The 19,352-nt window shown below is 71.6% G+C and carries 13 protein-coding genes; 11 read left to right on the plus strand and 2 right to left on the minus strand.

Features of this window, described 5'->3' with window-relative positions; genetic code table 11:
• Nucleotides 1–80: 80 nt before the first annotated feature.
• The 6 genes from ACWGIG_RS23055 (at nucleotide 81) to ACWGIG_RS23080 (ending at nucleotide 8,552) form a co-directional block, all read left to right on the plus strand.
• Nucleotides 81–1,100: an endonuclease/exonuclease/phosphatase family protein gene (locus ACWGIG_RS23055; protein ID WP_453323533.1), complete on the plus strand. Its 1,020-nt coding sequence runs from the start codon at nucleotides 81–83 to the stop codon at nucleotides 1,098–1,100.
• Between the two features lie 138 nt (nucleotides 1,101–1,238).
• The gene (locus ACWGIG_RS23060) at nucleotides 1,239–3,344 is read left to right on the plus strand and encodes a phosphocholine-specific phospholipase C (protein ID WP_453323534.1); all 2,106 of its coding nucleotides are present in this window, start codon (nucleotides 1,239–1,241) and stop codon (nucleotides 3,342–3,344) included.
• A gap of 116 nt (nucleotides 3,345–3,460) precedes the next feature.
• On the plus strand, nucleotides 3,461–4,033 hold the full coding sequence (locus ACWGIG_RS23065) for a GNAT family N-acetyltransferase (RefSeq protein WP_453323535.1): 573 nt from the start codon (nucleotides 3,461–3,463) through the stop codon (nucleotides 4,031–4,033).
• A gap of 35 nt (nucleotides 4,034–4,068) precedes the next feature.
• Entirely contained in the window at nucleotides 4,069–4,845 is a 777-nt protein-coding gene (locus tag ACWGIG_RS23070) for a hypothetical protein (protein WP_453323536.1), read from the plus strand.
• Between the two features lie 226 nt (nucleotides 4,846–5,071).
• Nucleotides 5,072–5,248 carry a hypothetical protein gene (locus ACWGIG_RS23075; RefSeq protein ID WP_453323537.1) on the plus strand — a complete coding sequence of 59 codons (177 nt, stop codon included), beginning with the start codon at nucleotides 5,072–5,074 and terminating at the stop codon, nucleotides 5,246–5,248.
• Between the two features lie 52 nt (nucleotides 5,249–5,300).
• Nucleotides 5,301–8,552: a helix-turn-helix transcriptional regulator gene (locus ACWGIG_RS23080; protein ID WP_453323538.1), complete on the plus strand. Its 3,252-nt coding sequence runs from the start codon at nucleotides 5,301–5,303 to the stop codon at nucleotides 8,550–8,552.
• A 40-nt stretch (nucleotides 8,553–8,592) separates the two neighbouring features.
• Here ACWGIG_RS23080 and ACWGIG_RS23085 read toward each other — a convergent pair whose 3' ends face one another.
• Entirely contained in the window at nucleotides 8,593–9,753 is a 1,161-nt protein-coding gene (locus ACWGIG_RS23085; RefSeq protein ID WP_453323544.1) for a PQQ-dependent sugar dehydrogenase, read from the minus strand.
• A gap of 156 nt (nucleotides 9,754–9,909) precedes the next feature.
• Nucleotides 9,910–10,932 carry an aldo/keto reductase gene (locus tag ACWGIG_RS23090; protein WP_453323539.1) on the minus strand — a complete coding sequence of 341 codons (1,023 nt, stop codon included), beginning with the start codon at nucleotides 10,930–10,932 and terminating at the stop codon, nucleotides 9,910–9,912.
• Between the two features lie 77 nt (nucleotides 10,933–11,009).
• Between ACWGIG_RS23090 and ACWGIG_RS23095 the strand changes: the two genes are divergently transcribed.
• The 5 genes from ACWGIG_RS23095 (at nucleotide 11,010) to ilvC (ending at nucleotide 19,334) form a co-directional block, all read left to right on the plus strand.
• Nucleotides 11,010–11,987: a 2-hydroxyacid dehydrogenase gene (locus ACWGIG_RS23095; protein WP_453323540.1), complete on the plus strand. Its 978-nt coding sequence runs from the start codon at nucleotides 11,010–11,012 to the stop codon at nucleotides 11,985–11,987.
• A gap of 450 nt (nucleotides 11,988–12,437) precedes the next feature.
• On the plus strand, nucleotides 12,438–15,497 hold the full coding sequence (locus ACWGIG_RS23100) for a putative bifunctional diguanylate cyclase/phosphodiesterase (protein ID WP_453323545.1): 3,060 nt from the start codon (nucleotides 12,438–12,440) through the stop codon (nucleotides 15,495–15,497).
• 231 nt (nucleotides 15,498–15,728) lie between these two features.
• Entirely contained in the window at nucleotides 15,729–17,588 is a 1,860-nt protein-coding gene (locus ACWGIG_RS23105; protein ID WP_453323541.1) for an acetolactate synthase large subunit, read from the plus strand.
• Nucleotides 17,589–17,615: 27 nt separating this feature from the next.
• Nucleotides 17,616–18,143: an acetolactate synthase small subunit gene (gene ilvN / locus ACWGIG_RS23110; RefSeq protein ID WP_453323542.1), complete on the plus strand. Its 528-nt coding sequence runs from the start codon at nucleotides 17,616–17,618 to the stop codon at nucleotides 18,141–18,143.
• Nucleotides 18,144–18,332: 189 nt separating this feature from the next.
• Nucleotides 18,333–19,334 (plus strand): ketol-acid reductoisomerase, encoded by a 1,002-nt coding sequence (ilvC, locus tag ACWGIG_RS23115; RefSeq protein ID WP_453323543.1) that lies wholly within the window; start codon nucleotides 18,333–18,335, stop codon nucleotides 19,332–19,334.
• Nucleotides 19,335–19,352: the final 18 nt, after the last annotated feature.

The raw sequence follows: 19,352 nt of genomic DNA on the forward strand, positions 1-19,352 counted from the left end.
CGGCGCGTACCGGAGGGTGAACCATCGGCTCCGGTGCTGCGTCCTCACCGGGAACGGCGCACGGCAAGGACGGGGGAGCGGTGTCGACGACGTACGAGCAGCGACACGGGTACGAAGAGGCCGGGCGCGGGGCATGGCCCGACGGGCGGCACTGGGGCGAGGACGCGAAGGGGCGGGGCACCTGGCGGCGGGGCCGGATCGTCGGCCTGGCGGCGGTACTGCTGGGGCTGCTGCCGGTCCTGCACGGGTACGTGCCGGACGCACGCGGTCTCGGCAGCCTCGCGGAAACCTTCCTGCCCTGGCTGGGACTGCTGATCCTGCCGCTGCTGATGCTCGCCAGGTGGCGCCGTTCGGCGCTCGCCCTGGTGGCGCTGGTGGTCCCCGTCGGGGCGTACGGCGGTCTGGTGGGCGGGGCGCTCCTGGGGGCCGGGGGCAGCGCCTCGTACGACTTCAGCGTGGTGCAGCACAACATCGCCGACGACAATCCCGATCCGGCGGGTGCGGTACGGGCGCTGGCGGCGGCCGGGCCGAAGCTCATCGCGCTGGAGGAGGTCACGGCGGGTGCGGCGGCGAAGATCTCGGGCGTGCTCCGGGCGCAGTACCCGCATCACGCGGTGGTGGGGACCGTGGGGCTCTGGTCGGTGTATCCCCTGCGGGACGTCACCGTGGTGGACCTCAAGCCGGAGGGGGTCAAGGAGCCGTGGAAGCGGGGAATGCGGGCGACGGCGCTGACGCCGAAGGGACATGTCGCGGTTCATGTCGCGCACCTCCCCTCGGTACGGGCGACCTGGCCGCAGGGCCTGAAGACGGGATGGCGCAACGAGGCGGCGGTCCGGCTGGGGGCCGCGCTGAAGGCGGAGCGGACCGAGCGGGTGATCCTGCTGGGCGACCTCAACGCGACGGCGGACGAACGGGGCCTGGACCCGGTGGTCTCCGAAGTGGACGACACGGGCGGCAGGTTCGGCTTCAGCTGGCCACAGCGGTTCCCGGTGGCACGGCTGGACCATGTGATGGTGCGGGGCGGTGAGGTCGTCCGCTTCGAGAAGCTGGCGGCCACGGGCAGCGATCACCTGCCGGTGCTGGCGCGGGTGGAGTTCTAGCGGGGGAGTTCCCGACAGGGGCCGCTTGGACTCGCGGGCCAACTGCTTGGACGTTCACCAGTGATCTTGTTCAGGTACTTCTCCGGGCCACCCCCACCCCGTACTTTCCGGGCATCACCACTGACTCGGGAGGAACCCATGGCCACTGACCTCACCCGGCGACGGCTGTTCGCGATCGGCGGCGGAGCGCTCGGTGCCGCTGCCGCGGGCTCGATGCTGCCGCCTTCGCTGCAGGACGCCATCGCCGCGGAGCGCCCCGCGTCCGGCGGGCTGCGTGCGATCAAGCACGTCGTCGTGCTGATGCAGGAGAACAGATCCTTCGACCACTACTTCGGCACCCTGCGCGGCGTGCGCGGCTTCGGGGACCGCAACGCCATCGAACTGCCCGGCGGGAAGCCGGTGTTCGAGCAGCCGGGGCCGCTGAAGAGCGTGCTGCCGTTCCCGATCCGGGACGCGGCGGCGGCGCAGAAGAAGGACCTCCAGTACATCGGCGACCTCGACCACTCGTGGGACGGCGGGGCGAAGGCCTGGAACCAGGGCTGGATGAACGGCTGGGTGACCGCCAAGACCGGCGCCACCATGGCGTACTACGACCGCCGCGACCTGCCCCTGCACTACGAGCTCGCCGACACCTTCACCATCTGCGACGCCTACCACTCGTCCATCCACACCTCGACGAGCCCCAACCGCAACCACCTGTGGAGCGGCTGGACGGGGCACGAGGCCGACGGCAGCCGTGCCGTCACCAACGCCGCGTACTCCGAAGGCACCCACCCCGGCTACCCCTGGCCGACGTACGCCGAGCGCCTGGAGAAGGCGGGCCGCAGCTGGCAGACGTACACCGAGTGGGAGAACTTCACCGACAACAACATCGAGTTCTTCACCACCTTCAAGAAGATCGCCCGCAAGGCGCTGGCCAAGACCGGTGGCCACACCTTCATGGAGTCCTTCTACGCCGCCGTCCGGGACACCAAGGACGCCACCGAGCGCACCAGGCTGCTCGGCCTCCTGGAGGAGGGCGTGGCGACCCTCACCAAGGCCGAGCGCTCGCTCTTCGAGCGGGGTCTGCGCCGCGGCGAGACCGGCAGCCTCGCCAAGAACTTCCGCGCCGACGTGGCCGCAGGCAAGCTGCCCGAGGTCTCCTACCTGGTGCCCTCGGCCGTCGACTCCGAGCACCCCGGCTCGTCCTCCCCGGTCGCCAGCGCCTCGCTCGTCTACCAGGTGCTTGACGCCCTCGGCTCGCACCCCGACGTGTGGCGGCACACCGCCGTCCTCATCAACTACGACGAGAACGACGGCTTCTTCGACCACGTGCCGCCGCCGGTGCCGCCGACCGACAACACCGACGAGCGCTGGAAGGGACGGCCGACCGGCCTCGGCATCCGCGTCCCGATGCTGATCGTCTCGCCGTGGACCGTGGGCGGCTACGTCTGCTCCGAGACCTTCGACCACACCTCGGTGGTGCGCTTCCTGGAGCAGTGGACGGGCGTCCGCGAGCCCAACATCACCCCGTGGCGCAGGAAGGTCACCGGCGACCTGACCTCCGCGTTCGACTTCAAGCGCACGCACCGCCGGCCCTCGGTGGACCACCCGGGCGAGATCCCGCCGTTCACCGGTCGGTGGCGTCCCGTGCCGCCGCTGGAGCAGCACATGCCGAAGCAGGAACCGGGGGTGCGGCGGGCTCGGGCCCTGCCGTACCAGCCGGACGTGGACGGCCGGATCGCCGCGGGCGGCGGGTCCCTGCGGCTGTCCGTCAGCAACTCGGGCCGCGCGAGCGCGCACTTCGCGCTCTACCCCTACGCGGGCGAGTTCGCCGTACCGCAGCACCTGGACGTACGGGGCCACGCGGACTGGTCCGTGCCGCTGACGGGGGACGCGTACCGCTTCACCGTCACCGGGCCGAACGGCTTCCGCCGGGAGTTCGCCGGTACCCGCTCCGGTACGGCGGAGGTGTCCAGCCGTATCGAGAGCCGTGACCGGGACCTGCACCTGACCCTGACCAACCGGGGGCGGAAGGCGGTCACGTTCACCGTGCAGCCGCTGGCGTACGCCGACGAGGACGACCTCGACGTACGGCGGCCCCGCCGGGTCACCGTCCGTCCCGGCCGCAGCCGCAGCGTCGTCCACTCTGCCGACGACGCACACGGCTGGTACGACCTGGCGGTCACCGTCGAGGGCGAGAGCGCCTTCCGGCGGCGGCTGATGGGCCACATCGAGAACGGACGGGCGAGCGTCTCGGGCTGAGGCCCCGGCGTCCTGGCCGCCGGGCCCGAGCTGTGGGGCGGCGGCCGTCCGTGCGAAGATCCCGGTTGCGTGCCGTGGGAGCGGCACGCGACCGGGACGGAAGAACGGGGAGCGGGATGTTCGGCATCGATCTGGACGACGAAGGCACAGCGGTACTGCGGCCACTGGAACCGTGGCGGGCCGAGGAGTTCCTGGCCCACATCGACCGGGGCCGGGACTACATCGGCCGGTACATCGGGATGCCCGACTTCAACACCGACCTTGAGTCCGCGCGCGGCTTCCTCCAGCGGTACGCGGAGAAGACCGCGGCGGACGCCGGGCAGATCTTCGGGATCTGGGCCGACGGGAAGCTCGTCGGCGGCGTCATGTTCCGGCTCTTCGACGCGAAGGCCGGCACCTGCGAGGTCGGCTGCTGGCTGGAGCCGTCGGCGACCGGGCGCGGGCTGGTCACCAAGGCGTGCCGGGTGCTGATCGACTGGGCGGTGGACGGGCGCGGCATCCACCGCGTCGAGTGGATCGCCGACGCCGAGAACACCGCGAGCCTCAAGGCCGCCAAGCGGCTGGGCATGCAGAAGGACGGCGTACTGCGGGAGGCGTACCGCTACCGCGGGACCCGGCACGACCAGGAGATCTGGTCGGTGCTGGCGCCGGAGTGGCGTGCGGGCCGGGAGGGACGAGAAGCGCGTTAAGGGGTCTCTCAGATACGACGCCTAGCGTGCGGCGCATGAATGCCAACTCCCGCACCGAGGCCAAGAACGACGCCGCTGCCGAGGCTTCCGCCGAGGCGGAAGGCAAGAACGAAACGAACGACAAGGCCGTGAGGACGGACAAGGCCGTCAAGACGGACAGTGCCGCCACGGCAGACAGCGCAAGCAGCGCAGACAGTGCTGTCAAGACGGACAAGGCCGAGGTGAAGGGCTCGAAGGACACGAAGGCTTCGAAGGACGCCGCCGGGTCCTCCGAGCCCTCCGGCGAGGAGAAGGCTGCCGCGGCGGACGACGACGCGGACGCCGAGGCGGGCGACGACGCCGACGACGACCTCTTCGAGCTCGACGAGGAGCCGGCCCGGCCCGTCTCCGCCGCGGCGGGCGCCGGAGCGATCGTCTCCGCCGGACTCGCCCTCTCCGCGCTCACCGGCACCTGGACCAGCCGGGTACTCGCCGAGCGCGAGACCCTGGTCAGCCAGCTCTCCCTCTCCAAGACCAGCGACTCCGCCACCCAGATCGAGGGCCTCTACGGCAACGGCTGGCACACGACGGCACTGGTCAACGGCGGCTTCGCCCTGCTGGCGCTGCTGGTCGGGGCCGGTGTCCTGCTGGCCCTGCGCCCCTCGGCCCCGGCGCTCGCCGCCGCCGCACCGCGCCCGGTCTGGATGCGCGCGGTCGCCTGGGGCGGAGTGATCCTGGCGATCCTGGGCCTGCTCGTCTCGGCCGGCATGTACTTCGACCTGTTCGCGGCCCTGCCCACGGCTCCGGCGGCCCCGGCAGCTCCGGGAGCCTAGGCATCACCGGGGCCCGGGCATCGGCCCGGAGGCAGCGCCTGGGTATCCGCCCGGGCACTGCCTAGGCCTTCCGGGATTTCCCGGGCCGCCTAAGGCCCCCCGTACCCCCGTCTAAGGCCCCCCGCAGGGCCCGGACATGCGGCACTCTCCCGATGTGCAGGCACCCCCTGGGAAGCGAGAGTTGAGGCATCGCAAGACGCCACGACAACCCAACGGGGAGCACAAGATGTTCGATTACGAGATCCAGCAGAGCCGTCACGCCGAGCTCATCGCGGAGGCCGCGCAGGCCCGCCTCGTACGCCAGGCGCGGCAGGCGGCCAAGAGCGCCGGGGTCCGGCACGGGGACAAGAAGCAGGCGGGGGCGGCCAGATCGCTCCGCAGCCACTTCACCCGCGCCGCCTGACGGGCCGCCCGTCATGTGGACAGCGGGTGACGGCGCCCCGAATGGCTGTGCGATGCTCGGCGACGTGGAGACCAGGTCCGTCAGTCCCGTGTTCGTCGGCCGCAGCAGCGAGCTGAGCACCCTCACCGATGCGCTCGCCCGCGCCACCGCGGGCGAGCCGCAGGCGTTGCTGCTCGGGGGCGAGGCCGGGGTCGGCAAGACCAGGCTCGTCGAGGAGTTCCTGGCCGCGGCGGCATCCTCCGCTCCGGCCCGAGCGGTCCGGGCCCCGGCAGACCCGGCCCGAGCGGTCCGGGCCCAGGCTGCTCCGGCCCCAGCGGTCCCGCTCCAAGCCGTCCGGGCCCAGGCCGCTCCGGCCCCGGCAGACCCGGTCCAAGCCGCTCCGGCCCAAGCCCCCGTCGTCGCCGTCGGCGGATGCGTCGAGATCGGCGCCGAAGGCCTGCCCTTCGCCCCCTTCTCCGCAGCCCTGCGCACCCTGCACCGCCTCCTCCCCGACGAGCTGTCCGCCGCGGCGGCCGGCCAGGAGGAGGAACTCGCGCGGCTGCTGCCCGAGCTGAGCGCAACCCCCTACGCGCCGTACGGCCTGTCCACGGCGCCGGGACGCAGCGCGGGCGAGGACGCCACCGCCCGGCTCTTCGAGCTCACCGTCCGCCTCCTGGAGCGCATCGCCGCGCAGCGCACCGTGGTCCTCGTACTCGAAGACCTGCACTGGGCCGACGCCTCCACCCGGCACCTGCTCTCCTACCTCGTGCGCACCCTGCGCAGCGGCCGTCTCGTCGTCCTCGGCACCTACCGCGCCGACGACATCCACCGCCGCCACCCGCTGCGCCCGCTGCTCGCCGAACTCGACCGGCTGCGCACCGTACGGCGCATCGAACTGCCGCGCTTCAACCGCGACGAAGTGCACCGCCAGCTCACCGGAATTCTCGGCTCCGCGCCCGAACCCGTCCTCGTCGACGAGGTGTTCGGCCGCTCCGACGGCAACGCCTTCTTCGTCGAGGAGCTCGCCGTCTCGATGGGCAACGGCTGCCGGACCTCCCTCACCGACTCCCTCCGCGACCTCCTGCTCGTACGCGTCGAAGCGCTCCCCGACGACGCCCAGAAGGTGGTGCGGATCGTCGCAGAGGGCTGCTCCACCGTCGAGTACCGGCTGCTTCTCGCCGTTGCCCGGCTCACCGAGGACGACCTGATCGAGGCGTTGCGGGCCGCCGTCGGCGCGAACCTGCTGCTCGTCGCACCCGGCGGCGACGGCTACCGGTTCCGGCACTCCCTCGTCCGCGAGGCGGTCAGCGACGACCTGCTGCCCGGCGAGCGCTCCCGGCTCAACCGCAGGTACGCCGAGGTCCTGGAAGCCGACCCCACACTCGTACGCTGCGAGGAGCGGGCCGCCCGCCTCGCCAGCCACTGGTACGCCGCCCACGACCCGGCGAAGGCCCTGCCCGCCGTGCTGGGCGCGGCAGTCGAGGCCCGCAAGCGGCACGCGCGCTCCGAGCAGCTGGAGCTTCTGGAGCGGGCGCTGGAACTCTGGGACGACGCACCCCGGGACGTACGCGCCACCCTGCGGCCCATCGACTTCGCCGAGGTCTACCCGCCCTGCGGCTGCGACCCGGCCACCACCGCGCTGCGCTACCTCGACGTGATGGCCGAGGCCACCGTCGCCGCCCGGCTCAGCGGCGCACGCGAACGCGCCCTTAAGCTCGCCAAGCGCGCCCTGCGGATCCTCGACGAGGACACGGGATCCGGGTCGTACTCGGAGTCCGACGCGCTGCGGGCCGCCTGGTTCTGGGTCCAGCGCTCCAAGGCGGTGATGGGCCTCGCCCGCGGCGACGGCTGGGCGGAACTTGCCACCGCCCAGGAACTGCTGCGCGGCCTGCCGCCGTCCGCCGTGCACGCGGACATCCTGTCGCTGGTCGCGGGCTGGTCCATGCTGAACGAACCGGGACCCGAAGCCGTCGCCACCGCCGAACAGGCCGTCGAGTACGCCCGGATGGTCGGCGCCCAGGACACCGAACTCAACGCCCGGGTCACCCTCGGCGGCCTGATGGTCGACTCCGGGGACGTCGAGAGGGGCTTCGCCGAGCTGTACGAGGTGCGCGAGCGCGCCCTCGCCGAGAACATGGTCACCGTGGCGAACCGCTGCTACTCCAACCTGCCCTCCCTGCTGGAGGCCGTCGGCCGCTCCCGCGAATCCGTCGAACTGTGCGAGGAGGGCATCGCCTACGCGCGGGCGCACGGCCTCCAGGACGCCGAGCACTGGGTGCGCGGCAACCAGTCCGATTCCTTCTTCTCGCTCGGCCGCTGGGACGAGGTCGCCGCGAACTCCCTGCTGACCGAGCGCGCCGCCGCGCCCACCGTCAAGCCGCGCGCCGCCGCCGCCGTTCGGCGGTCCTCGCTGGCCCTCGCCCGCGGCGAACTGGCCGAGGCGGCCGAGCAGTTGCGGACCGCGACGCAGGGCTACGGCCCGTACGACCGGATGCCCCAGCACCAGCTGCCCCTGCAGCGGCTGGCCCTGGCCATCGCCGCCCACGAGGGCCGCGTCCGGGACGCCCGCGCCGAACTGGAACGCGCCGCCTCCGGTGGCTTCCGGCCCGGCATCCACCGCTACGTCTGGCCACTGCTCCTGGCCGCCGCCGTCATGGAGGCCGAAGTCCGCGGCGTCCCCGCCGCCGACGCGGGCCGCACCGAATCCCTCCGTCTGATCCGCGACCAGGCGAAGCAGCAGGCGACCGGGGTTCCGCTCTGGCAGGCGTACGACTGCTGGGTAGGCGCGGAACTCCTGCGCGCCGAAGGCCGGGACACCCCGGACGACTGGGAGCGGACCGTCACCGCCTTCGAACCCCTGGAGCGCCCCTACGACCTGGCCCGGGTCCGCCTGCGCCACGCGGACTCCCTCCTTGCCGCCGCCCCCGGCCCCACCGCGGACGCCGCCGGACGCGCCGCCGACCGGGTGCGTGCCGCAGAGCTCCTGAGGCTGGCCGGCGCCGTCGCCGACCTGCTCGGAGCCCGCCCACTGGCCGACCGGGTCGCCGAACTCGCCCGGCGGACCCGGCTCGCCCCGGCCCCCGCACCGGTCGCGGCCCCGGCGCAGCAGTCCGCCTTCCACCTCACCCCGCGCGAGCACGACGTCCTGCGCCTGGTCGCGGACGGCCGCAGCAACCGGCAGATAGCCGAGACGCTCTTCATCTCGCCCAAGACAGCCAGCGTCCACGTCTCCAACATCCTCGCCAAGCTGGAGGTGACCGGCCGGGGCGAAGCCGCCGCCGTGGCCCACCGCCTGGACCTCTTCCGCGAGGAGGCCGTGGGGTAACCCCCGGACACTGCGGGCGGACACGGCCGAGGGCCGCGGGCTAGGTCACCTTCACCTTCAGGATCCGGTCGTCGCCCGGCGCAGGCGTGCCCCGGGAGTCCGTCTCGTTGGTCACCACCAGCAACTCGTCGCCGCCCAGGGCGAGTACGGTCCGCAGCCGCCCGTACTTCTCCGTGAAGAACGCCTGCGGCGGGGCCACCGGCTCCGCCCCGTCCAGCGGGATCCGCCACAGCCGCTCGCCGCGCAGCCCTGCCATCCACACCGACCCCTCGGCGAAGGCGATCCCGCTGGGGGAGGCGTCGGAGGTCTTCCACCGGGCGACCGGGTCCACGAACCCGGCCCGGCGTCCCTGGCCCTCCACCTCGGGCCAGCCGTAGTTCTTCCCCGGCTCGATCAGGTTCAGCTCGTCCCAGTTGTCCTGGCCGAACTCCGCCGCCCACAGCCGCCGGTCCGCGTCCCAGGCCAGGCCCTGCACATTGCGGTGGCCCAGCGAATACACCACCGAGTCCGCCTCGGGATTGCCGTGCACCGGCTCGCCGTCCGGCGTCATCCGCAGGATCTTGCCCGCGAGGGACTTCGGGTCCTGGGCGAGACCCCGCTCACCGGTCTCGCCCGTGCCCGCGTAGAGCATCTTGTCCGGGCCGAAGGCGATCCGCCCGCCGTTGTGCACGGTGCCCTTCGGGATGCCCCTGAACACCGTGTCCGCCGCGCCCAGTTGCTGCCCGGCCGGACGCTTCTCGTCGTACAGCATGCGGGCGATGCGGTTGTCGGACTCGGTGGTGAAGTACGCGTAGACCTGGTGGTCCGTGGCGTACGAGGGGGACAGTGCGAGCCCCATCAGGCCGCCCTCGCCGGCCGGGGAGGCCCCCGCCACCGTCCCCACCGCGGTCGCCTTCCCGGTCTTCGCGTCGACCCGGGTGACCGTCCCCTCGTCCCGGGAGGAGACCAGCAGGTCGCCGTCCGGCAGCGCGGCCAGCCCCCAGGGGGACTTGAGGCCCTTGGTGACGGTCGCCGTCACGGTCGCCGACCCCTTCGCGGGCGCGGCCTTCGAGTCGGGCGCGCCCGACGGGGCGGCGCTCCCGGCAGGCCTGCCCGTCGCCGGTGCCGAACTCCCCTTCTCCGAGGGCGGCCTGCCCGCGGGCCCGCCCTCCGCGCACCCCGCCAGGAGCAGGAGTGCCGCAGTGGTCAACACGGCTGTCACAGCAGGACGTCGCACGATGTGGATCCCTTCGATCGACAAGCTCGTACCGTTAATACACCGCTCGCACCCCCGGGGTTCCCGATGCATCCCCGGGTTCCCGATCCCGATCCCGATCCCGATCCCGATCCCGGGCCAGGGACCGGTTCCCGGCCGCCCTCAGTCCCAGGACCCCTGCGCCGCCGGCAGCCCGCCGATCTCCGCCAGATCGGCCGAGGTCAGCCTCAGCTCCGCCGCCGCCGCGTTCTCCGCCACCCACCGGGCCGTCTTCGCCCCCGGCACCGGGATCACGCTCCGCCCCCGGGACAGCACCCACGCCAGCGCCACCTGCGCCGGAGTGACCTCCGGGCCGTGCCGCCGCGCGACCCGCCGCAGCCCGGCCACCACCGGCTGGTTCGCCGCCATCATCTCCGCCGTGAACCTCGGGTGCCGGGCCCGTACGTCGTCCGGTTCGAAGCCCTCGCCCGGCGTCAGCGTCCCCGTCAGGAACCCGTTCCCCAGCGGCATCGCCGCCACGAACCCCACGCCCCGCGCCTCGCACCACGGCAGCAGCCCCTCCAGGGCCTCCGGCGACCACACCGAGAGCTCGGCCTCCACCGCGCTCACCGGAAACACCTGCTGCACCCGCTCCAGCTGACGGACCGTCCCCTCGTGCAGCCCGCCCACCACCGGCCGACCGATCCCCGTGCCCGAGCGCCGTGACGCCCGCGCCCCCACCGCGCACAGCCCCAACGCCCGTACCTTCCCGGCCCGTACGAGATCGGCCATCGCGCCCCACGTCTCCTCGACGGGTATCTCCGGGTCGGCCCGGTGCAGTTGGTAGAGGTCGATCACCTCGGTCTGCAGCCGCCTCAGAGAGGCGTCGCAGGCCCGGCGCACATAGCCGGGCCGCCCGTTCGCCACGATGTGCTGATCGCCCACCAGGAGCCCGCACTTCGTGGAGACGAAGGCCTCCGACCGCCGCTCCTTCAGCACCCGGCCGACCAGCAGCTCATTGGTGAACGGCCCGTACATGTCGGCGGTGTCGAGCAGATTCGCCCCCCGGTCGAGCGCCGTGTGCAGTGCGCGCACCGACTCCTCGCCGCGCTGCCGGGACCCTGTGTACGCCCAGCTCATCGGCATACAGCCGAGCCCGATCGCGCCCACTTCGAGTGCCGTTGCCCCGATTGTCCTGCGCTCCACCTTGCCCGTACCCCTCCGTCTGCCGCACCCCCAAACTAACCGTTGCTGGTCAGACGGTTTCGCATAGCCTCCTGAGCATGACTTCGCACGCCAGTGACACCCGCCCCGCCGACGTCTGGCTGCCGATGGAACCGGCCGGGATCGACGGCCTCCCGGACCCCGCCGCGAGCGGTCTGCGCTACCGCGTCTGGGACGGCCTCACCGACTTCCCCGCCGACCCGGCCGACTGCGCCTTCTACGTCGTCCCGTACATGCTGGAACCCGAGACCGTGCTGCGGCCGTTGCGGCGGATGACCTCCCTGCGCGCCGTCCAGACCCTCACCGCCGGAGTCGACAACATCCAGGGCGGCCTGCGTCCCGGCCTCCACACGGGCGTGGAGCTGTGCAACGCCCGCGGCGTCCACGAGGCCAGCACCGCCGAGCTCGCCCTCGCCCTGACCCTCGCCTCGCTGCGCGGCATCCCCGGCTTCGTACAGGGGCAGCAGCAGGAGGAATGGCGGTCGGGCTTCTACCCGGCACTCGCCGACAAGTCCGTCCTGATCGTCGGGTACGGGTCCATCGGCGCGGCAGTCGAGGACCGGCTCGCCCCCTTCGAGTGTGCGCGGGTGGCGCGCGTCGCGCGCTCCGCCCGCACCACGGAGCGCGGCGCCGTGCACGCGTTCGCCGACCTGCCCGCGCTGCTTCCCGGGGCGGACGTGGTGATCCTCTGCACGCCCCTCACCGACAGCACCGTCCACATGGTCGACTCCGGCTTCCTCTCCCGGATGAAGGACGGCGCCCTCCTGGTGAACGTCTCGCGCGGCCCCGTCGTCGACACCAAGGCCCTCCTCGTGGAGGTGGAGGCGGGCCGCCTGCGCGCCGCACTCGACGTCACCGACCCGGAGCCGCTGCCGGCCGGCCACCCGCTGTGGCACGCACCCGGCGTCCTGATCAGTCCGCACGTGGGCGGCAGCACCTCCGCCTTCCTGCCCCGAGCCAAGCGTCTGCTGGCCCGCCAGCTGACCCGGTACGCCGCGGGGAAGCCCCTCGACAACGTCGTCCACACCGTCGGCTGACGGCCTCCCCGCCGGACCGGCCGACGCCCGAAAAGTCCCGGACGAACACGCTCCGGAGCGGACCGGATGCACCCAGTTCCCGCAATCCCACTGGTAGTTACGGAGCGTAGAGGAAGTATGTCCCTGAGTGACCGTACTGGTGTATCGTCCGGACCTAGGGGCTGCGCCGTGCACCACGTCCATGGCGCTGGGGAGTACGACGGACACGCAAGGGGGGCGACGGGTGATGCACGGCCAGTGGAGAGACGATCCGACGCGGCGAAGTCACCGACGGCCGATACGGCAAGGCGGTCGACGGCCGGTGCGGCAGAGTCACCGACACAGGACGGGCCTTGAGGCGGCTGTCCGCCCCGGCCACCTGAAACCCCCGACCGGGGAGGCCCCGTGAGCGCCCCGGGGGCCCTGCTGACCCGCCGGCCGATCGTAGGCAGGGGCAGTGGTCCGGGTCTGATGCCCCAGATCCTGCTCGCCGTGATCTGCGGAGGATACGCAGCCGGCTCGGCACTCGGCTGGGGATCGCGCCAAGTGGCGCTCATCATGGGCGACTTCGGTCTCGCCGCGGCAGCATTCGTCGCCGCGGTCTCCTGTTACTTCTACGCGCGGACCAGGGAGAGCCGCTTCCGGTCCGCCTGGCTGCTGTTCTCCGTCTCCTCCTTGATGGCGGCGGGCGGAAACTCGGTCTGGGGCTGGTACGAGGTGGTGTTGGGGGACCCCGTACCGGCCCCTTCGCTTGCCGACTTCTTCTTCCTCCTCTTCGGGCCGCCCGCCATCGTCGGCCTCCTGGTCCTCGCCAAGCGCCCCGTCACCCGGGCCGGCTGGGTCTGTCTGGCGCTCGACTCCTGGCTGATCGCGGGCTCGCTGCTGACCCTCTCGTGGAGCCTCGCCCTCGCGCACACCGCGGACTTCCAGGGCGCCAACACGGCGCACGCCGCGCTCAAGCTCGCCTATCCGCTGCTCGACATCGCACTCGTCAGCATGGTCCTGGCGCTGCACTTCCGCCGCTCGTCGGCCAACCGGACCGCGATCAACACCGCGATCGCGGCCCTCGCCATGACCGTGCTGTGCGACGCCCTGTTCACCTCGCCGCTGCTGCGCGAGAAGTACCACTCCGGGCAGATCCTCGACGCGGGCTGGTTCGCCGGTTCACTGCTCCTCGCGTACGCCCCCTGGGGGGTGAGCCGCACCGCCCAACTGCGCGACAGAGCCCCCTGGCACGGACGGAACACCCGGAGCCGCAAGGTCGCCCAGGGTGGCCAGCCGGTACAGAAGGGCCACCCCGCGCAGAACGGCCAATCCGCACAGAACGGCCACCCCGCACAGAACGGCCAGAGCGCCCCGGGCAGCCAGGGCACTCCGAGCGCCCAGAGCACTCCGAGCGCCCGGAGCGCGCTTCGTCAGCCCCGCGCCCAGCACGTCCCGCAGGGCTCCGGGGTCCGGACCCCGCAGGGCCGGACCGCGGCCGGCCGGGCACCCAGCAGGCCCATCGCCGGTTCGCTGGCCGCCCTCACCCCGTACCTCGCGGCGGCCGTCTGCGTGCTCGGCATCCTCTACAACGTCATGGACGGCCACAAGCTCGACCGGGTGGTCCTCTTCACGGGCTGTACGGTCGTCCTCGCCCTGGTGGTCCGCCAGGGCATCATGCTCGTCGACAACATCTCGCTCACCCAGGAACTGGCCCAGAAGGAGAACCACTTCCGCTCCCTGGTGCAGGGCTCCAGCGACGTCATCATGATCGCCGCACCCACCGGCATACTGCGCTACGTCAGCCCGGCCGCCTCCGGCGTCTACGGCCGCGACGCCGACGAGCTCATCGGCTCCGAACTGGCCTCGATCATCCACCCCGCCGACCTCGGCTCCGTCGTCCACGAGGTCCGCCGCTTCCTCGCCGCCTCCCCCCTGGAAGAGCCCACCACCCGCATAGAATGCCGCTTCAAGTCCGGCACGGGCGACTGGCTCAACGTCGAGTCGACCGTCAACCGGCACCAGGGCGGCCTGATCTTCAACAGCCGCGACGTCACCGAACGGGTCCGCCTCCAGGCCCAGTTGCAGCACAACGCCGAGCACGACCCGCTCACCGACCTCCCCAACCGCGCCCTGTTCACCAAACGGGTCCGCCTCGCGCTCACCGGGCGCCGCGCCACCGACCTCGGCACGGCCGTCCTGTTCATCGACCTCGACGGCTTCAAGGCGGTGAACGACCGATTGGGCCATCAAGCCGGCGACGAGCTGCTGATCCAGGCGGCCCGCCGCCTCCAGGACTCGGTACGGGCCGGCGACACCGCCGCCCGGCTCGGCGGCGACGAGTTCGCCGCACTGATCCTCGGCGACGGCACCCGCGACCAGGCCGCCCGCGAGTACCAGGTCCACGAGATCGCCGACCGGCTCCGCCTCACCCTCTCCCAGCCCTACAAGGTCGACGGCAACGACGTCCGCGTCGCCGCCTCCATCGGCGTCGCCTTCGCCGAGCCCGGCATCACCCCCACCGACCTCATGCGCAACGCGGACCTCGCCATGTACCGCGCCAAGGCGGCAGGCAAGGACCGCGTCGAGCTGTACGCCCCCCAGATGCAGGCCGAGGTCGTACGGCGCACCGAGCTCGCCACCCGGCTGCGCACCGCCCTGCACGACGGCGAGTTCGCCCTGCTGCACCAGCCCGTCGTCAACCTCGCCACCGGCCGGGTCGCCGCCGTCGCCGCCCAGGCCCGCTGGCGCTCCGCACAGGGCATCCTCTTCACCCCCGCCGAGTTCCTGCGCGTCGCCGACGACAGCGACCGCACCGCCGAACTGGGCCGCTGGCTCCTCGAAGAAGCCGTCGAGCAGGCCGCCGAGCGCAACCGGGCCGGCCACCCCGTCCCCGTCACCGTCCGCCTCACCGCCCGCCGCCTGCTCGACCGGTCCCTGCCGCTCGGCTCCATCGAGGCCCTCCTCACCCGGCACGGGCTGGCGTCCGGGGCGCTGGTCATCGAGATCACCGACAGCGACTCCCGGGCCTCCTTCGACGAACTCGAACACCGGCTGTCCGTACTGCGCCGACTCGGCGTCCGGATCGCCCTGGACGGCTTCGGCAGCGGGTACGCGGCCATCAACGCGCTGCGCCGCCTCCCCATCGACGTACTGAAACTCGACCGGGGCCTGGTCGAGGGCGTCGTCGAGTCGGCCAGGCTGCACAAGATCACCAGCGGGCTGCTGCGGATCGCCACCGACCTCGGCATGGAGTCCGTCGCGGACGGCGTGGACCTTCCCGAGCAGGTCCAGGCCCTGCGCGCGATGGGCTGCACGCACGGCCAGGGCATGGCGTTCTCGGGACCGCTCGACGAGTACCGGCTGCGCCGGGCCCTGGTGCGCGGGGACTTCCCGGTGCCCGGCGGCGAGGGCAGCGCACTGCCCGTCCTGACCGGGGGACCGGCCGCCGGACCCCTTCCCGTACGACACCCAGGAGCACCCTGCGCAGACGCGTTCACGCATCCGCCATTGTGCTCAAATGCTGAGACGTCCGTCCCACCCACTTGACACACCCGGTGCGCCGGAGGGAGGGTCAATGCCATGCGCACCCGAATTCTCGTACTTGGAAAGCGCGTCGGCTGAAGCTTGGTTCACCGCTGAACCTGCTTGTCCCACTCCGACGCGCTCCCCTCGCTTGCCTGACGGCACGGGGGGTTTTTTGTTGCACCGGCACCTGGCAGAACCACGCAAAACCCTCAGCTTCCACCCTCAGCTCACACCCTCAGCTTCGAGAAGAGAATGCCGATGACCGAGCAGGCCACCGGGGCCCACCATCCGCAGCCCCGGCCCCGTAACACCGGACCCCGCACCAGTCCGATCGAGTACGTGACGGGCGCGAAGTCGCTCATCCGGTCGCTCGAAGAGGTCGGGGCCGACACGGTATTCGGCATTCCGGGCGGTGCGATCCTGCCGGCGTACGACCCGATGATGGACTCCACCCGGGTCCGCCACGTCCTGGTCCGCCACGAGCAGGGCGCGGGCCACGCGGCCACCGGCTACGCCCAGGCCACCGGCAAGGTCGGCGTCTGCATGGCGACCAGCGGCCCCGGCGCCACCAACCTGGTCACCCCGATCGCCGACGCGCACATGGACTCCGTGCCGCTCGTCGCGATCACCGGCCAGGTCGCCTCCAAGGCGATCGGCACGGACGCCTTCCAGGAGGCGGACATCTGCGGCATCACGATGCCGATCACCAAGCACAACTTCCTGGTCACCGACCCGGCCGACATCCCGCGCACCATCGCCGAGGCCTTCCACATCGCCTCGACCGGCCGCCCGGGTCCCGTCCTCGTCGACATCGCCAAGGACGCGCTCCAGGCCCAGACCACCTTCTCCTGGCCGCCCGCCAACGACCTGCCCGGCTACCGGCCCGTCACCAAGCCGCACGCCAAGCAGATCCGCGAGGCCGCCAAGCTGATCGCCGCCGCCAAGCGGCCCGTCCTCTACGTCGGCGGAGGCGTCCTCAAGGCGCAGGCCACCGCCGAACTGAAGGTCCTCGCAGAGCTCACCGGAGCGCCCGTCACCACCACACTGATGGCGCTCGGCGCATTCCCCGACAGCCACCCGCTGCACGTCGGAATGCCGGGCATGCACGGTGCGGTCACCGCCGTCACCGCGCTCCAGAAGGCCGACCTGATCGTCGCCCTCGGCGCCCGCTTCGACGACCGCGTCACCGGCAAGCTGGACAGCTTCGCCCCGTACGCGAAGATCGTCCACGCCGACATCGACCCGGCCGAGATCGGCAAGAACCGCGCCGCCGACGTCCCGATCGTCGGTGACGCCCGGGAGGTCATCGCCGACCTGGTGCAGGCCGTCCAGGCCGAGCACACCGAGGGCAACACCGGCGACTACACCGCCTGGTGGAACGACCTCAGCCGCTGGCGGGACACCTACCCGCTGGGCTACGACCTCCCGGAGAACGGCCAGCTCTCCCCCCAGCAGGTCATCCAGCGCATCGGCGAGCTCGCCCCCGAGGACACGATCTTCGCGGCGGGCGTCGGCCAGCACCAGATGTGGGCCTCGCACTTCATCCAGTACGAGAAGCCCGCGACCTGGCTCAACTCCGGTGGCGCGGGCACCATGGGCTACGCGGTCCCGGCCGCCATGGGCGCGAAGGCCGGCATGCCGGAGCGCACCGTCTGGGCGATCGACGGCGACGGCTGCTTCCAGATGACCAATCAGGAACTCACCACCTGCGCCCTGAACAACATCCCGATCAAGGTCGCCATCATCAACAACGGCGTCCTGGGCATGGTTCGCCAGTGGCAGACGCTGTTCTACAACCAGCGTTACTCCAACACCGTGCTGCACAGCAGCGAGGCCCCGGAGGACATGCAGCCGAACGCGGGCACCCGCATCCCCGACTTCGTCAAGCTGTCGGAGGCGATGGGCTGTTACGCGATCCGCTGCGAGCGTCCCGAGGACCTCGACAAGTGCATCGAAGAGGCCAACTCCATCAACGACCGCCCGGTCGTCGTCGACTTCATCGTCCACGAGGACGCCATGGTGTGGCCGATGGTTGCCGCCGGCACCTCCAACGACGAGGTCATGGCCGCCCGGGGCGTCCGCCCCGACTTCGGCGACAACGAAGACGACTGAGTGAAGCAGAGAGCAGAGAGAGAACTCATGTCCAAGCACACGCTCTCCGTCCTGGTGGAGAACAAGCCCGGCGTCCTCGCCCGCATCACCGCACTCTTCTCCCGTCGCGGGTTCAACATCGACTCGCTCGCGGTCGGGACCACCGAACACCCCGAGATCTCGCGCATCACCATCGTGGTGAACGTGATCGAGGCCCTGCCGCTTGAGCAGGTGACGAAGCAGCTCAACAAGCTCGTCAACGTACTGAAGATCGTCGAACTGGAGCCTGCCGCTGCGATCCAGCGGGAGCTCGTCCTGGTGAAGGTCCGCGCCGACAACGAGACGCGGTCGCAGGTGACCGAGATCGTTCAGCTGTTCCGTGCGAAGACCGTGGACGTGTCGCCCGACGCGGTGACCATCGAAGCCACGGGGGGTGCGGACAAGCTCGAAGCGATGCTGAAGATGCTGGAGCAGTTCGGCATCAAGGAGCTGGTGCAGTCGGGGACGATCGCCATAGGGCGTGGGGCGCGGTCGATCACGGACCGGTCCTTGCGCGCCCTGGAGCGCAGCGCGTAGGTGCTGCGCGGCCGGGGCACGGTGCACCTGCGGGTGCGTTGTGGCTGGTCGCGCCCGCGCGGCGGAGCCGCACAGGCAACACAGCCCCGCGCCCCTGACGGGGCGCGTTCATATGGCGAGACCCGAAAACTTTCTTTCCGACGCCCGCCGTACGGTGGGTCGCAACACCGCACACATAGGAGAAACCCAGTGGCCGAGCTGTTCTACGACGCCGATGCAGACCTGTCCATCATCCAGGGCCGCAAGGTCGCGGTTCTCGGTTACGGCAGCCAGGGCCACGCCCACGCGCTGTCGCTCCGCGACTCGGGCGTCGACGTGCGCGTCGGCCTGCACGAGGGCTCCAAGTCCAAGGCCAAGGCCGAGGAGCAGGGCCTGCGCGTCGTCACCCCGGCCGAGGCTTCCGCCGAGGCCGACGTCATCATGATCCTCGTCCCGGACCCGATCCAGGCGCAGGTCTACGAGGAGTCCGTCAAGGACAACCTCAAGGACGGCGACGCCCTCTTCTTCGGCCACGGCCTGAACATCCGCTTCGGCTTCATCAAGCCGCCGGCCGGTGTCGACGTCGCCATGGTCGCCCCGAAGGGCCCGGGCCACCTGGTCCGCCGCCAGTACGAGGAGGGCCGCGGCGTTCCGTGTATCGCGGCCGTCGAGCAGGACGCCACGGGCAAGGGCTTCGAGCTGGCCCTGTCGTACGCGAAGGCCATCGGCGGCACCCGCGCCGGCGTCATCAAGACGACCTTCACCGAGGAGACCGAGACCGACCTGTTCGGTGAGCAGGCCGTCCTCTGCGGTGGCACGGCTGCCCTGGTCAAGGCCGGTTTCGAGACCCTGACCGAGGCCGGCTACCAGCCGGAGATCGCCTACTTCGAGTGCCTCCACGAGCTGAAGCTCATCGTCGACCTGATGTACGAGGGCGGCCTGGAGAAGATGCGCTGGTCGGTCTCCGAGACCGCCGAGTGGGGCGACTACATCACCGGCCCCCGCATCATCACCGCCGACACCAAGGCCGAGATGAAGAAGATCCTGGGCGAGATCCAGGACGGTACCTTCGCCCAGCAGTGGATGGACGAGTACCACGGCGGTCTGAAGAAGTACTCCGAGTACAAGACGGCCGACGAGAACCACCTGCTGGAGACCACGGGCAAGGAGCTCCGCAAGCTCATGAGCTGGGTGAACGACGACGAGGCGTAAGCCTTGAGGGGACGGGGG

Source organism: Streptomyces sp. NPDC054863 (assembly GCF_053610825.1).